At 49.4% G+C, this 14,222-nt stretch carries 17 protein-coding genes; all 17 read left to right on the forward strand.

Going from position 1 to position 14,222, the window contains the following annotated elements:
* Position 1 precedes the first annotated feature (1 nt).
* A complete protein-coding gene (locus ABYP33_RS04110) occupies positions 2 to 1,993 on the forward strand; it encodes a hypothetical protein (RefSeq protein WP_373088668.1) in 1,992 nt (663 codons plus the stop codon).
* On the forward strand, positions 1,938 to 2,276 hold the full coding sequence (locus ABYP33_RS04115; protein ID WP_373088670.1) for a hypothetical protein: 339 nt from the start codon (positions 1,938 to 1,940) through the stop codon (positions 2,274 to 2,276). Before ABYP33_RS04110 ends, ABYP33_RS04115 begins: the two co-directional genes overlap by 56 nt.
* 1 nt (position 2,277) lies before the next feature.
* Complete coding sequence (locus tag ABYP33_RS04120; protein ID WP_373088672.1) at positions 2,278 to 2,595, forward strand: co-chaperone GroES family protein; 318 nt, start codon at positions 2,278 to 2,280, stop codon at positions 2,593 to 2,595.
* Between the two features lies 1 nt (position 2,596).
* Entirely contained in the window at positions 2,597 to 3,511 is a 915-nt protein-coding gene (locus ABYP33_RS04125; RefSeq protein WP_373088674.1) for a hypothetical protein, read from the forward strand.
* A 15-nt stretch (positions 3,512 to 3,526) separates the two neighbouring features.
* On the forward strand, positions 3,527 to 3,988 hold the full coding sequence (locus tag ABYP33_RS04130; RefSeq protein ID WP_373088676.1) for a hypothetical protein: 462 nt from the start codon (positions 3,527 to 3,529) through the stop codon (positions 3,986 to 3,988).
* 17 nt (positions 3,989 to 4,005) lie between these two features.
* Positions 4,006 to 4,593, forward strand: coding sequence for a hypothetical protein (locus tag ABYP33_RS04135; protein WP_373088678.1), 588 nt, complete (start codon positions 4,006 to 4,008; stop codon positions 4,591 to 4,593).
* An 11-nt stretch (positions 4,594 to 4,604) separates the two neighbouring features.
* Positions 4,605 to 5,516 (forward strand): Mu-like prophage major head subunit gpT family protein, encoded by a 912-nt coding sequence (locus tag ABYP33_RS04140; protein ID WP_373088681.1) that lies wholly within the window; start codon positions 4,605 to 4,607, stop codon positions 5,514 to 5,516.
* Between the two features lie 44 nt (positions 5,517 to 5,560).
* Positions 5,561 to 5,908, forward strand: coding sequence for a hypothetical protein (locus tag ABYP33_RS04145; RefSeq protein ID WP_373088683.1), 348 nt, complete (start codon positions 5,561 to 5,563; stop codon positions 5,906 to 5,908).
* A gap of 42 nt (positions 5,909 to 5,950) precedes the next feature.
* Entirely contained in the window at positions 5,951 to 6,286 is a 336-nt protein-coding gene (locus ABYP33_RS04150) for a hypothetical protein (RefSeq protein ID WP_373088685.1), read from the forward strand.
* 1 nt (position 6,287) lies between these two features.
* The gene (locus ABYP33_RS04155) at positions 6,288 to 6,821 is read left to right on the forward strand and encodes a hypothetical protein (protein WP_373088687.1); all 534 of its coding nucleotides are present in this window, start codon (positions 6,288 to 6,290) and stop codon (positions 6,819 to 6,821) included.
* Positions 6,822 to 7,176: 355 nt separating this feature from the next.
* Entirely contained in the window at positions 7,177 to 8,892 is a 1,716-nt protein-coding gene (locus tag ABYP33_RS04160) for a glycine-rich domain-containing protein (protein WP_373088689.1), read from the forward strand.
* A 9-nt stretch (positions 8,893 to 8,901) separates the two neighbouring features.
* Positions 8,902 to 9,843, forward strand: a complete 942-nt coding sequence (locus ABYP33_RS04165) for a hypothetical protein (protein ID WP_373088692.1) — start codon at positions 8,902 to 8,904, stop codon at positions 9,841 to 9,843.
* On the forward strand, positions 9,843 to 11,474 hold the full coding sequence (locus tag ABYP33_RS04170) for a hypothetical protein (protein ID WP_373088695.1): 1,632 nt from the start codon (positions 9,843 to 9,845) through the stop codon (positions 11,472 to 11,474). The genes ABYP33_RS04165 and ABYP33_RS04170 overlap by 1 nt, the downstream gene beginning before the upstream one ends.
* Entirely contained in the window at positions 11,464 to 12,696 is a 1,233-nt protein-coding gene (locus ABYP33_RS04175) for a capsid cement protein (protein ID WP_373088697.1), read from the forward strand. Before ABYP33_RS04170 ends, ABYP33_RS04175 begins: the two co-directional genes overlap by 11 nt.
* A 364-nt stretch (positions 12,697 to 13,060) precedes the next feature.
* Positions 13,061 to 13,399, forward strand: coding sequence for a hypothetical protein (locus ABYP33_RS04180; RefSeq protein WP_373088700.1), 339 nt, complete (start codon positions 13,061 to 13,063; stop codon positions 13,397 to 13,399).
* Positions 13,392 to 13,610, forward strand: a complete 219-nt coding sequence (locus ABYP33_RS04185; protein WP_373088702.1) for a hypothetical protein — start codon at positions 13,392 to 13,394, stop codon at positions 13,608 to 13,610. The genes ABYP33_RS04180 and ABYP33_RS04185 overlap by 8 nt, the downstream gene beginning before the upstream one ends.
* Entirely contained in the window at positions 13,610 to 14,218 is a 609-nt protein-coding gene (locus ABYP33_RS04190) for a hypothetical protein (protein WP_373088704.1), read from the forward strand. The genes ABYP33_RS04185 and ABYP33_RS04190 overlap by 1 nt, the downstream gene beginning before the upstream one ends.
* Positions 14,219 to 14,222: the final 4 nt, after the last annotated feature.

The following is a 14,222-nucleotide window of genomic DNA, read 5'->3' on the forward strand; positions in this document are numbered from 1 at the left end:
CATGGCATACGATATAAAGAAAGCTCATCAAACAGATAATATTGCGGAAGAGCTTGACGACAGCACCCTCGACGAGATCGCTCAAGACTTGTTGAATTTGATAGAGGGTGACGAAGAATCCCGAGCCAGTTGGATGGACTCCCAAGGCGAGTGGATGAAGTTGGCAGCGCAGGTAAGGGAGACTAAATCCTACCCTTGGCAGAATGCGTCCAACGTCAAGTATCCCCTAATGACAACTGCTTGTATGCAGTTTCATGCCCGAGCACTGCCCGGACTGATTAACTCAAGTCAGCCGGTACTTGCCAAGGTTCATGGCTCCGACCCTACAGGAGAGAAGCTGGCGCGAGCTTCCAGGGTTCGACGATACATGAGCTACCAAGTCATGGAGGAGATGGACGAATGGATGGACGAGATGGATCGTCTGTTGTTCGTACTCCCCATGATTGGTCTTTGTTATAAGAAGACCTACTTCTCAGATAATCTGGGACGAGCACGATCCGTGTTGGTTCTGCCCAAGGACTTAGTGGTTAACTATAACGCACAGTCCTACGACCGGGCACGATTGACACACATTCTCTACATGGACGATAACGAAGTCGTAGAGATGCAACGGGAGGGTCTGTTTCTTGACATAGACCTGACTGAAGCCACCTACAAAGTGCCCGATGAGTTACGGGACGAGATCGTAGGTTTGTCTCACCCACCCACTGACGACGGTGAGCTACGTCGAGTATATGAGAGCCACTGTTGGCTTGATCTCGATGAGGATGGCTACAAAGAGCCGTATATTGTAACTATCGACTCTGATTCCGAAAAAGTACTTCGCATAGTGGCCCGTTGGTCGGCTGGTGATGTTCGGTATAACGCCAAGGGTAAGGTCAGCAAGATCACCCCAATGGACTTTTTTACTCCGTTCATCCTCCTACCTGACCCAAACAGTGCCGTATACGGTCTTGGTTTCGGTACACTACTTGGCCCAACTAACGAAGCAATCAACACCCTAATCAACCAACTTATTGATGCCGGCACACTCTCTAATATGCAGGGTGGTTTCTTGGCACGGGGGTTGAAGATCAAGGGTGGTGCTACTAGATTTAAACCCGGTGAGTGGAAGATAGCTAACGCACCTGCTGGGGAAATGAAAAACTCGATTGTTCCCTTACCAGTTAAGGAACCATCATCCGCACTATTCAATCTACTCAGCCTGCTCATCAATAGCGGCGAGCGTATCAGCTCTGTCTCCGATATGATGATGGGCGAGAACCCAGGTCAGAACCAAGCAGCCACAACTACTATGGCTGTGCTGGAACAAGGTCTGAAAGTATTCTCTAGCATCCACCGTCGCCTGCACAGGGCGCTGGCTAAGGAATACAAGAAACTGTACAAACTCAATCACCTGCATTTGGACGAAGAAGAGTATCAAGCATTCTTGGATAATACGATACCTCAGGAAATGCAAGCTATTGAGATGGAAGCCAGCCCCGAAGAATTGGAGGCTGTTGAGCAACAACTTAGACTGGAAAATGCGATGGCAGGACGAGATGATTTCGAATCCGATAGCCTCGACATTGTTCCTGAGTCCGATCCACATATGGTTTCGGAAGCACAACGAATCGTTAAATCTCAAGCCCTTCTGGAGAAGGTTGCTGCAGGATTCCCCATTAACCGTGAGGAAGCATTGCGCCGAGCACTTGAGGCTGAGCAGCATGAGGACATTGATGCCCTTATGACCTTGCCGCCACAAGGCCCATCACCAGAACAACTTGAGTTTGAACTTGAGAAAGTCAAAGAGATTCGAGCCACCTACGACTCATTCTTCACAGCATTGGAGAAGGTAGCCAAGGCAGAGTCTCTAGAAGAAGGTACACAGCTACAAACATACAGTAGCTTCGTGAAAGACACGATAGCAGTAATGCAAGCAGAACAAGGAGGCCAGAGTGGCCAAACCGGAGAAGGCGGATCGGCTACCCCTGTGGGGCCATCTGCGGGATAAGATTGATCCCATCAGGTATGCAGAGAAATCTGAACAAATTCGATCAGGCATAGCGCCCGATGAATACCGAGCTTGGCGTGAGCACCCATGCACTAAAGCATTGCTCTACAGCTTGGATGCTGACATTTCAGGGATACTGAGTTTTTGGATAGCTGGTGCGTACAGCGAATCCGATTCAGTAGATGGAACAGCCCAAGCCCAAGCTAAAGCTCGGGGTATGGCGCAAGCCATTAATGATGTTATAGAACTCATTCATGATATGAAACCACAAGAAGAGGAGTAAGATGGTAAACATCTTCCCAAAGGGCTACCGAATATTGGTAAAGCCCGACCCCGTGAGCACGGAGGTTAAAGAAATACCCGGCTTTGAGATTATCGAAGACAAACGTATCGCCAAAGCATCTAATGTGAGGGGTACTGTAGTAGCTATGGGCAGTCTTGCCTATAAAGGCTTTGCAGAAGACCCGACACCTTGGTGTGAAGTAGGTGATCGTGTGTTGTATTCTCAATACGCTGGTAAGTTCATAGAAGACCCCATCACCGAGGAAGAGTATGTTATCCTCAACGATGAGGACATCATAGCTACGATCAAAGAGAGCTAACATGTCATTAGATGCAAAACAACTCCAAGAATTAAAAGACCGCACCGAAGAACAACATGCGGTGATTGATCCAGACAAACTGGAACTCGAACCCGTTGTAGAACAGAAGCCTATTCAGGATGAACCTGATGAGGTCGAAGCTGCAGCTCGGGAGGAAGGTTGGGTTCCTCTGGAAGAGTGGAACGGTGACCCTAAAGATTGGGTAGAAGCTAAAGAGTTTGTGTTTCGCGGCGAATTGATGGGCCGCATCAAGAAGCAGTCAAAAGTCATAAACAACTTTAAAAGTGAAATTGACGAAATGAAGACTGCTCTCCGGGAACTCGGGGAACATAACCGTAAGATTGCTGAAAACGAGCGCAAGAAGGCACTTGCAGAACTCCGCAAGGCCAAGAAGGAAGCCTTTGAGGATAACGACTTCGAAGCTCTGGAAGAGATTGATGAGCGTATGGACGAACTCAAGTCCGTCGATCTCTCCAAGGGTGACAACAAAGAAGCCCCTCCTAAGGAAGACGCTACCCAAAACTCAGTTGATCCTGAGGTTGAAGTTTGGTTGACCAAGAACGATTGGTACACCAAAGACCCTCTGTTGCAGGGTATGACCAACGGCGCAATTCAGCAACTGGTACAAAAAGACCCCGATCTGGAAAACGATCCTTCAGCCCTACTTGAAAAGGCTAAGCGTATCGTAATGAAGGAAATGCCGCACAAGTTCGAGGAGGAGCAACAATCCCCTCGTGGCTCAGTAGCAGAACCCCAAACTCGTTCCAGAGCTGGACAAGGTAATAAAAAATCACTGGCCAAGTATCTTAGCCCGATGCAGAAAAAGGTTGCACAGACCTTTGTACGATCAGGCGCAATTGCTAGCGAAGAAGAATACGCTAAGCAGTTGGATGAACTTGGTGAACTAGAATACTAATTGGAGAATAGCCTAATGGCAACACAAGCGCGCACAGAGCGTTCGACTAGAGCAAAACGGCCTGAACGGCCCCAACGCATCCCAGTAGGGGGTTTTAGAGACAAGCTTACGGTTCATTTTAAAGACCCGGAGCATAGAGAAAAGTTTTACGCCCGGTGGGTTAAAGACGACCACGAAAACGGGGGTAATATCATTCGATTCATTCAAGGTGGGTATGAATTCATCCCGTCTGACGAAGTAACCGTTGGCCAAACTCACGTCTTCAAGAGTGAGAACGTAGGTACTATCGTTCGACAGCCTGCCGACAAGGAAGGAAATTACTTGTACCTTATGCGACTTCCGATGGAGTACCATCTGGAAGATCAAGAAGCCAAGGCTCAGGTAGTTGATTCTACTGAGGAAGCTCTCCGTAAACCCGATTCCCTGAAGGAGGATATGGAGGCTGTTTATGGTTCCATTAAATTATCTCGCGATTAAATTAGGAGAAAAAACCTATGGCGAACGTTGACCGCCCTAATGGTTTTCGAGTTGCGAAGTCTCTGATCGGCGCTCCGTGGACGAGCCTTATTCGTTTCTACGAAGCTGCAGATCGAAGTGCAGACACAACTAACAACCACGGCGACATCTATATCGGTGATCCCGTAGCCCTTTCATCTGGTAAAGTAGTACCGGCTAATTCCGGTGATACCATCCTGGGTGTAGCTGTAGCAGTTGGTAAGGACGGTTCTTTTGTAACCGACACCCCTACAGGCTATTACAACCCGGATGACTTGACCCAACGGTATGGTGCCCTGACTGACGCTACCGGCGTAGTTGTTGGTGTAATCCCTGCTGAAGCTGCCATCTTCGAAGTCCAGTCTGACTCAGACCTCGACCTCGCAATTGGTGCTAACGCAGACATCACCACTGACGCTGCTGAAGCTCATGGTAGCCAAACCACTGGTAAGTCTACCTGCGAAATCACAACTGCCGTTAACAACGACGTTAAAGTTGTTGAGTTCGTAACTACCCCGGATAACGACACCACTCTGGCGAATGCTCGCTACTTGGTGAAGTTCAACACTACTACTAACACCATCTAAGGAGTAACTAGATGACTATTTCTAGTAATAGCTTTGCCAAGGCGCTGTACCCCGGCGTCAACTCTTGGTACGGTAAGGCTTACAACGAGTACTCCCCGGAGTGGGTTCATCTCTTCGAGACACACAGCTCTAGCCGTGCGTATGAAGAAGATATGGGCGTTACCTCTTTCGGTCTGGCACAGTCCAAGCCGGAAGGTCAAGCCATTTCGTATGATGATGAAAGCCAAGCATTCCTGACGCGCTACTCGCACGTTGTATATGCTCTAGGCTTCATCGTTACTCGTGAAGCTTTCGAAGACGACCTCTACGATGTAGTTGGTCAGCGTCGAGCACAAGGCCTCGCCTTCTCTATGCGTCAAACCAAAGAGATCGTGGGTGCTAACGTGTACAACCGTGCATTCAACGCATCTTACACTGGTGGTGACGGTGTATCGCTGATTAACTCAGCTCACCCGAACTTTGCTGGTGGTACTCAGTCAAACACTCTGGCTGTAGCTGCTGATCTGTCTGAGGCTTCCTTGGAGCAGGCTTGCATCGACATCGCTAAGTGGACTAACGACCGTGGTTTGAAGATCGCCCTGCGCCCGGATAAACTGATTATCCCCGTAGACCTCGCTTTCGAGGCAGAGCGTATTCTGAAGACTCCACAACGTGTTGGTACTGCTAACAACGATGTGAACGCTCTGTACCACATGGGTAAATTCCCCGGCGGCATCGTAGTTAACCACTACCTGACCGACACCGATGCGTGGTTCATCCGCACTAACCTGAAGTCTGATGGTCTGAAACACTTCCAACGTCGGAAGATGGAATTCGCCATTGACAACGACTTCGACACTGAGAACGCTAAGTTCAAGGCGTCTGAGCGTTACAGCTTCGGCTGGACTGACTGGCGTGCAATTTACGGCTCCGCAGGTGCTTAATGATATTGGGGGCTTCGGCCCCCGTATCCAATGAGGAGACTTAAATGGCCGTAGAAACATTTACAAACTTTCGTAAGTCTACTGATCCTACGGATCGTGGCGGCTTCGGTGCAGAGAATATCTTTGCCCTGAAGGTACTGAACGCCTCCGCAACAAAAGACCCCGTATCGCTAGTCGATGGTGCTGGTGAGACTCTGAGCTTCACCGTAACCGGTGCTGCACTGGGCGACTTTGTTATGGTTGCTGCTCCGTACGATCTGCAAGACCTTACGGTAACTGGTTACGTATCCGCTGCTGACACAGTAGAGGTTCGCATCCAGAATGAATCGACCGCAACAGTTGACCTTGCTTCCGGCACTTGGAAGATCAAGGTTATTCACGACGGTGAGTAATACTAGGGGCTACGGCCCCTTTTTAATCGAGGAATTTTAAACATGGCTTGGAAAATGTTAGATGCCGTATCTGCTACTGGTGCATCAGAGCCTGTAACATTGCGTATGATCCCAGACGAGCACACAGTCCATGCCACGTGGACAGGGGCTCCCACAGCAGTGACTATTAAGCTGCAGGGCTCCTTGCTTAATCCAGAAGAAGGTGAGTGGGAAGACTTGGCGGAGCATTCTGCAACTGCCGAAGAGATTTCGAATCAGAGTGCTATGTTCCATGTCGTAGATAAACCGGTACGGTACGTGCGAGTTGATCTAGATACTCTGACGGGAGGCACCTCACCAACGGTTACCACGCTATACGAAGCGAAGGAGCACTGTTGATATGGGAACTACCACTACATATGGCGGCGGAGTCGGTGGCACCAAGGTTCTGATCAGCACTATAACTCAAGAGTCTGCTGGTGAGTTTGACTTTACGAACATCCCACAAACCTACTCTAGACTTATATTAGAAGGGACTCTAAGAGGTAGTGTATCCGCCACAACCGCGACAGTGCAGCTTTTGTTGAATGAAGACACCACTACGTCTTCTTATTTTTACCAAGGGCTGCGCCTAGTTAACGGTACGCTCGCCACACCCGAGGCTGCGGCACCCAATAGTGGGGGCGTTCCGGGGAATACCGCCCCCGCTGGCCGCGCCTCTTTTCGGGCGGTGTTAGAGAGTTATACTGACGACCTAACTAAGACCTGGGACTCCACTACCTCATATGAAGAAGTTGCGGGAGATGTTATGGTCGGCTGGCGCACGGTAACGACCTCCTCGGTAACTAGTCCGGTGACACGAATTCGCGTACGAGCCAACACGCACCCTACGGACGGTCTTACTGGAACCCTTCGCCTATACGGCGAGATGTAGATTTATTTATGAGTGAGTCTCCCCTATGAAGAAACATTTCAAAGAGCCTCGTGTTTCTAGAAAAAATGCTAGGGGCCAGAAAACAAAATCACCCGGATTTGAAGTCAACAACCACTGGAACATCTGCGACCTGTGTGGCTCTGCTGTCCGTAACAAAGACTCTCGTTTGACTTGGGATGGTAAAGTTGTATGTCCTGACGATTGGGATTACAGACATCCTCAGGACTTTGTACGAGGCCGTAAGGATGATCAGTCTCCCAAGGGCTTGACTAGGCCCGGAAATGAGTTCGTAGCTCCGGCGGAACGTAATCCAGTAGCCCCCTACACATACTCTCCTATAACTATAGCCCAGGTGTTGAATACTACCTCGAATCTAGTTGGTGTTTTTGCACTAGCCGGAGGAGAGTCTGCGACAATTACTGGGGTGGGCTTTACCGAGGACATGACCCTTACTATAGGCACCCTTCCCGAGGTGTCTTACACCTTTGTAGACTCTTCAACTATAACATTCACCAGCCCGGCATTTACACGCGATGGTCTGTTTCCGCTTACGCTAACCCGAACAGATGGTGAGCAGGCGTTCTACCAGCTAACAATCCCCTTACCGGTGGCCCCCGACCCCTTTGTCCGACTCACTTACGAAGAGGTTGTGGCATCCTTTTCTCCGATAGTCGAATATAAGTTGGATGAGACTTCCGGCACCACTGCAGTAGATAGTTCGGGTAACGGGTACGATGCGGAGTATATAAATTCTCCGACACAAGGCAATCCCAGTCTAATATACGGTGTAGAGGGAACTTCTATACTAACAGATTACGCAGGATCAAGGTATGTTCAGCTCTCCGACGTTTCTGGCTTACCGACAGACTCTGACGTGTCGGTGGTGTTGTGGGTAACCCTACAAAGTAACAGTGGAGTAGTTGGGCGGATTCTAGCGTATGACTCAGACGGATCAGGTTCAGCACACAACACCCAATGGGGCCTGTTTTTAGATACCTCAAATAGACTAGAGTATAAGCATGAGTATGGAACAAACGCGGACGAGGTGGTGGAGACTACTTGGGAGCCATTAGCTCTGGGAGAGACCTACTGCCTTGGTTTTTCCAAAGACACTGCAGCTAAGACTGTGACCCTATATATAAATGGACTTACTGCGGGACAGTTCACTTACACCAACGAGACCGAGGGGGGCAGTTTATCCCAACTGTATCTAGGTAGCCTATTGTCGGTACACTTGGACTACGCCTCCGTGTATGGGTCTGCGCTGACTGATTCGGACATGCTGCAACACTTCTTAGCAGGCTGTACTATAAACCCCACTAAGGAGACTCTAGAACCCGTAGCAGCACTTAAATACACCTCCTCAGGCACGCTAACTCTGACCGAGTCTAGCTATGTTAGGGTTGTTGCGGTTGGCGGTGGAGGTGCCGGTGGTACTTTTGGCGGAGGTGGCGGTGCTGGTGGTAGTGTTGCCGACGTGACCTTCTTCGCTGAAGCGGGAGAGTATGATGTAGTTGTAGGGGCAGGGGCCCCGTCTACGGGTTCTTCTAGTCCCGGCGCTAGTGGAGGAACTAGCACATTTGGCACATCTCTAATAACTGCCCCAGGGGGGTTAGGCGGTGCTCAGGGCACAGGCGGCCTAGGAGGGGGAGACACACCTTCCCCAGACGTACGAGGCTATGCTCTGGCACCAGTACGCCAAGGCTCTAATATTGGTGCAGGCTCCGCTGCCGGTGCCGGTGCGGGGGCCGGTGAGGGTTTCCTCGGAGGCTATAGTGTAATTGGTGGTGACGGGGTGGATTTAACGTCGTTGCCTGCCTTTGCCGACCACTATGGCGGCGGGGGTGGTGGTAGCACTAGTAGCGGAGGTGGCAGTGGTGGCTCAGGTGGTGGCGGTAGTGGTTCTACAAGCACCCCAACTGCAGGCCAGGATGGTCTAGGCGGTGGGGGCGGCGGTCGTTGGAATTCCGCAGGCCACTCAGGCACCGCCGGTGGAGCTGGAACGGTGCTTATCTTCCTTGAGACCTCCTCGTACAGTACTACAGGCAGTCCCGCTGAGGTTTCTTTATAGGATTAAGCTATGGCCATATCAACATCAATAAACTTTACGGTCACTCGTGACCAAATAATCAAGAAGGCGCTACAGTCGTTGGGTGTTCTAGGGGAGGGGGAAGACCCCAACTCCGAGCAGATCGACGACGCCGCTTTCGTTCTAAACGGGATCATCAAAGCATGGCAAGCGGATGGGCTAAACCTATTCGCTGTCCAACGCCTGTATCTATTCCCAGAGAAAGGTCAGCACGAGTACTCAATCGGCCCCTCGGCCAGTACCAATATAACAGCGGCGTATCGCTCAACAACTGTTGCTGCAGATGCCTCTGGAACCACCCTAACTGTTGACGATGACGTATCTTTCGTAGCAGGGGATTATGTTGGGGTTCAGCTAGATGGAACTACAGTCCAGTGGACTACCGTAGACTCGGTTACAAACTCTACCGAAGTGGAACTAGCTGATTCGCTAAGCTCTACTGCCGCAGAAGGCAACACTGTCTTTGTATACACCACCAAAGCTAACCGACCCATGAAGGTGTTGGAAGGCTACACTACGGTGGGTAACACAGAGATACCTGTGGGTGTGATCTCTCGCACAGACTACAACACGTTGGGTGTTAAGACCACTGATGGCATCATCACTCAGATGTACTACGATCCTCAGATCGGTACTGGTAAGTTGTTTGTCTATCCCGAAGCTAGTAGTGAGTTGAACTTCGTCACCCTGTTCGTACAGAAGACGTTAGCTGACTTGGATGCTGCAACCGACAACCCTGAGGTTCCTCAAGAGTGGTATTTAGCACTAGCCTATAACCTAGCTGAAGCCTTAGTACCGGATTATGGCACACCGACCCAGGATGCTGCTAAAGTCGAACGTCTGGCCAAGAAGTATTACGACATGGCCTACTTCTTCGACAACGAAGCTGGAACTTCTATAATCCTTCAGCCTAATACGTTGGAATCCTTTTAATGACTATACAACGCCTACCAATACTTGCAAGCACTGACGTTGAGGATGCTAGCTCTACCCTTACAGAAGGCAGCGAGTACGCACGCAACATCATGTATGATAAGTACCCTGATGGGCGTGTATACGCAACACAACGTCCCGGCATCACCGTAAACAACACACCAGAGTTTACTGGTCGTGAGAAGCGTGGTCGGGGCGCATACAACTGGGAGAAGTACGACAGGACGTACCAAGTCATCAACGATACGGTGTACTTGGATTACTCTGGTTCTATCGGTACAATATCTGCGGGGCTTTCCAGAGTGTACTTCGTAGAGTGCGATGATGCACTAGCCCTACTCGATCCGGAGAACAACGAAGGTTGGATTATCGACAATGCTAATGGACTGACTCAGATCACTGACTCCAACTTCCCCCCAAACCAAACCCCCGCTAGGGAACTTGCTGGTGGTGGTGTGTGGTTGGATGGGAACCTCTACGTACTGGACACCCTGGGTGTTATCTGGAACAGCAACGATAATGACCCCACAACATTCGACGCCTTGGGTTTCATCGAAGCAGGACGTCAGGAAGATGGTGGTGTTTATCTAGCCCAACATGGGCCGGGTCTCGCAGTCGTAGGTACTCGCACAATAGAGTTCTTCTACAACGCTGGTAACGCCACAGGCTCTCCACTAGCCCGACGACAGGACACTATGATCCATCTCGGCGCTTTGAATGAGAATGCTGTGACGGTACAGGGCAACAAAGTTTACTTCGTGGGTTCTGAGGGAACTGGAACCTTGGGTGTATACCTGCTGGATAACTACCAACTAGCTAAGCTGTCCACCAAATCCATAGACGACTTTATCGCAGAGGCTAGACACACCAAACAGTTAAGTTTCTTTGTGTCGTCAATGCTGATTCGAGGACATCAGGTATGCTTCATATCAGGTGTTCAGAGTGTAGCTAGTCCTGGAGGTGGCGGTGAGTACTTCTCCGCAGACTATATTGAAGATCAAGGTTCCTATGTCGTTATAGAAGGTACTGACCTTTATGACACCCAGTTTACTTTGGTGTATGACCAAACCATAGGTACTTGGTCTACATGGGATAGTTCGATCTTGGAGAATGGTGGTTTCCCAGTCTTGGTTGGAACCTCCAAACTACGATCTAGGAACACAGTTGCTTCGGTACTGTTTTTAAACGGTGAGATTGCTGAGGTTACAGCGGATTATGCGCCAGTAGATCAGACGATCATATACACCTACTTCGACACGGATGACTACATTGAAAATCAGTCCGATTACATAACCGATCAAGGCGAAGATACGTACACCGCGATTCCAATGTCTGTTCGTATAGGCGAGTGGGATGGTGGGACGATGACTAACAAATACTGCCATCGCTTAGAGGTGGTGGGAACAACCTTAGCAGAAGCTGCTGGGGAGCAGGACATTCAAGTGTCTTGGTCAGACGACCACTTCCGAACATTCAGCACTCCTCGAAATCTGGATACGGAGTTCCGGCGAAAGCTGTCTAGGTTGGGTAACTTTAAACGAAGATCATTTCAATTGGATTATGAGGGTCTTGATCCACTCCGAATAGAGGGGATTGAGATTGATGTGAGGGCTTCTAGGTATGCCAGATAATATACAAATTAGCCCACCTCCGTATCACGATCCTGATGTAAATAGTCAAACGTGGCGCAACTGGTTTTCTCAGCTACGAGATCAGGTTAACGGGGTTGAGCGAGTAACTACTGGTGGAGGTTCTGGAGGAGGGGGTGGAAGTACTACCCCTGACGTAGATCACACCATAACCACTGTTAGGGCACAAACCCAAATTAATGCTGGACAGTGTGTGTACGTAACTGGGGATAACTACGTATCTAGGTGCAGTAGTGGTGATCTTGCGACCAGAGACGTTTTCGGCATAGCCCTGGAAAATGCTACTGCTGGTGAGGAGGTTGAGGTAGCCACTTGTGGTGATGCCACCATCCCCTTTGCATCATACACTCCTGGAACTGTGTTGTACGTTGGCTCTGATGGATACCTAACTACGACCCCACCCACAACAGGATACACTAAGATTGTAGGCACAGCTTTACGATCTAACGTGGTTGGTATGCACTGGGAACCTAGCATCAAGTTGTACGTCCCAGAGGTATCTCAGGCAGTCCGTGATTATCTGCTAAATCTATCACCCACAGCGCTATACCTACTAAACGAGACCTCAGGAACCACAGCAGCCGACTCTTCAGGCAACGGTAATGACTTAAGTTATGTGGGATCACCCACCCTAGGTGCAGCCGCATTAATTTCGGAAGGAACCTCTGTATCCTTCGATGGCGTGGATGATGCTGTTGCTGGAAGTTCTTTGGGGGCACTATCCTACCCTATAAGTATGGGAGGTTTCGTCAAATTCGATGATCCTGTAGGAGCATCAACTCAAGTAGTGATGTCCACAAATGACCACGATACCGCATACTACGGAATATCACTAGACGTCAACGTCAGTGGGCAGTTGGGTACTACTGTGGGGGATGGTGGCGGCTTTACATCGTCAGACAGGCGCACTACTCGTTCAGGGATAGTTTTATCCGGAGGAGTGACATACTTCATAGTTGCTATACTGCGGTCTGCTACAGATGTCGATCTGTATGTCAATAATTCAAAACACCCTACGGGGAGTAGTGGTTCTGGTGGGTCTGTGAACTATAATTTTGGAGAGTTAGCTATTTTTAGGAATGATGCCATCTCTGGAACACCGCCAGTATTTACTGGAGGTGAAGCCACGCATATGTTCATCTTTTCCGGATACGAGATGACCCCCACCAACATAAGTGACATATACAACTTGAGTACAGCATAATGGCTACGAGAATACCACTAGTCTTAGATACCTCAAATCAGTTCGAGCAACACCAACGTGAGTCGGACAACCTATTTACCGGTTACGGATTAGTTAGGTATGTCAGTAAGTCCACGGACTACACAGCAGCTCTTACGGATGATGTGATCTTGGTGGATACTTCGGGAGGTGAGGTTACTATTACCTTACCCCCGATTGCAGATGCGGATGGAAAGTTTTTCACTATAAAGCGTTTGGGTGGGGATAATAATGTGATTGTCGCCACTAATGCTAGTGAGACTATTCAAGGGGAGGCACAGAAGGTTCTGAATGTTCGGTGGTGGGGCATGGATGTACTCGCTACTGATACAGAGTGGGTGATAATATGAGTGAAAACGTATTTCCCAGTGACCAGAATGAGCTGCTTTATGCCACAGGTAGTATTGCCCCCTCAACGACCTCCACCATACTTACTCATGTATTAACTAGTGATGCAGTAGTGCATAGCGTACAGTTTGGTGGAACGGGTGATGGCAAAGTAATCATAAAATTTGATGGCGCTCCCGTGGGCTTTGGTTTCATCTTTCGAGGACAGCCCACAGCCGAGTTCATACTGAACACTACACAGGCCGCAGGCGTAACCGTCAGTGTTGACATAACATGCGAAGCTACGGCTACTGCGGATTTTCATACAACATTAGCATACAGGTATCCAAATGGCTGATTTAGGTGGCCCGGACTACGAACTTCGTAGAGCAGAGATAGAGCAGCAAATAGCTCAGCAGGAGCTAAACAAGAAGAGTGCCCGCGTCAGACTGATGCAGATAGAATCAGAAAAAAGCAAAATTTTAACCAACGTCGAGGCCTCGGACAAGCAAATAAAAAAGCTTGAAGAAAACCTCGAAAAACTAATTTCAACAAAGGACAGTAAATAATGGCTGACCAATTCACTCCCGTACCTGTAAAAGGTTTAAAAACCAACAACAGTGCCGCTCCTGGAACTGATCTCGTATCAACTCTGCCTGCTGTAGCAAATGCCTCTAACCCCACTTGGACAGAAGGTAATGACGTTAAGCAGTCTGTCGATCTCAACGGCGCACAGCGAGTACGTCTTCAGAATGCTAGCGGTACAGAGGTTGGTACTACTTCCAACCCGCTTGTGGTTAGTACAGACGCCACACCTGCTGCGGATAGCAAATACACCTACGGTACTGCGACCTCAGTAGCTGCTGGTGGTTCAGATACCATTAGTAGCACTGCTCCTGCAGACACTGTAGTTGCTGAACTGACTCAAGTGACTGTTAGTTCTTCTGTGCGCTTCAAGGCCATAGTTGAGTTGTTCGATGGTACTACCGCCACTCCCGTAGCGGCCTTGTTTGGTAACGCCAACGACACTAAAACTTTCACAGTGGCTACTCCGGAGGCTATGCAGATTACCGGTAACACCGGAGGTACTGCTGTATTTAGAGTATCCGTAACCAATATGGATGACTTCTTCGCAGCCGACATGTATGCTACATTTGAATACAACGAACTTGCGTAATAAG

Source organism: Zhongshania sp. (genome assembly GCF_041584495.1).
In the GTDB taxonomy this organism is placed as follows: domain Bacteria; phylum Pseudomonadota; class Gammaproteobacteria; order Pseudomonadales; family Spongiibacteraceae; genus Spongiibacter.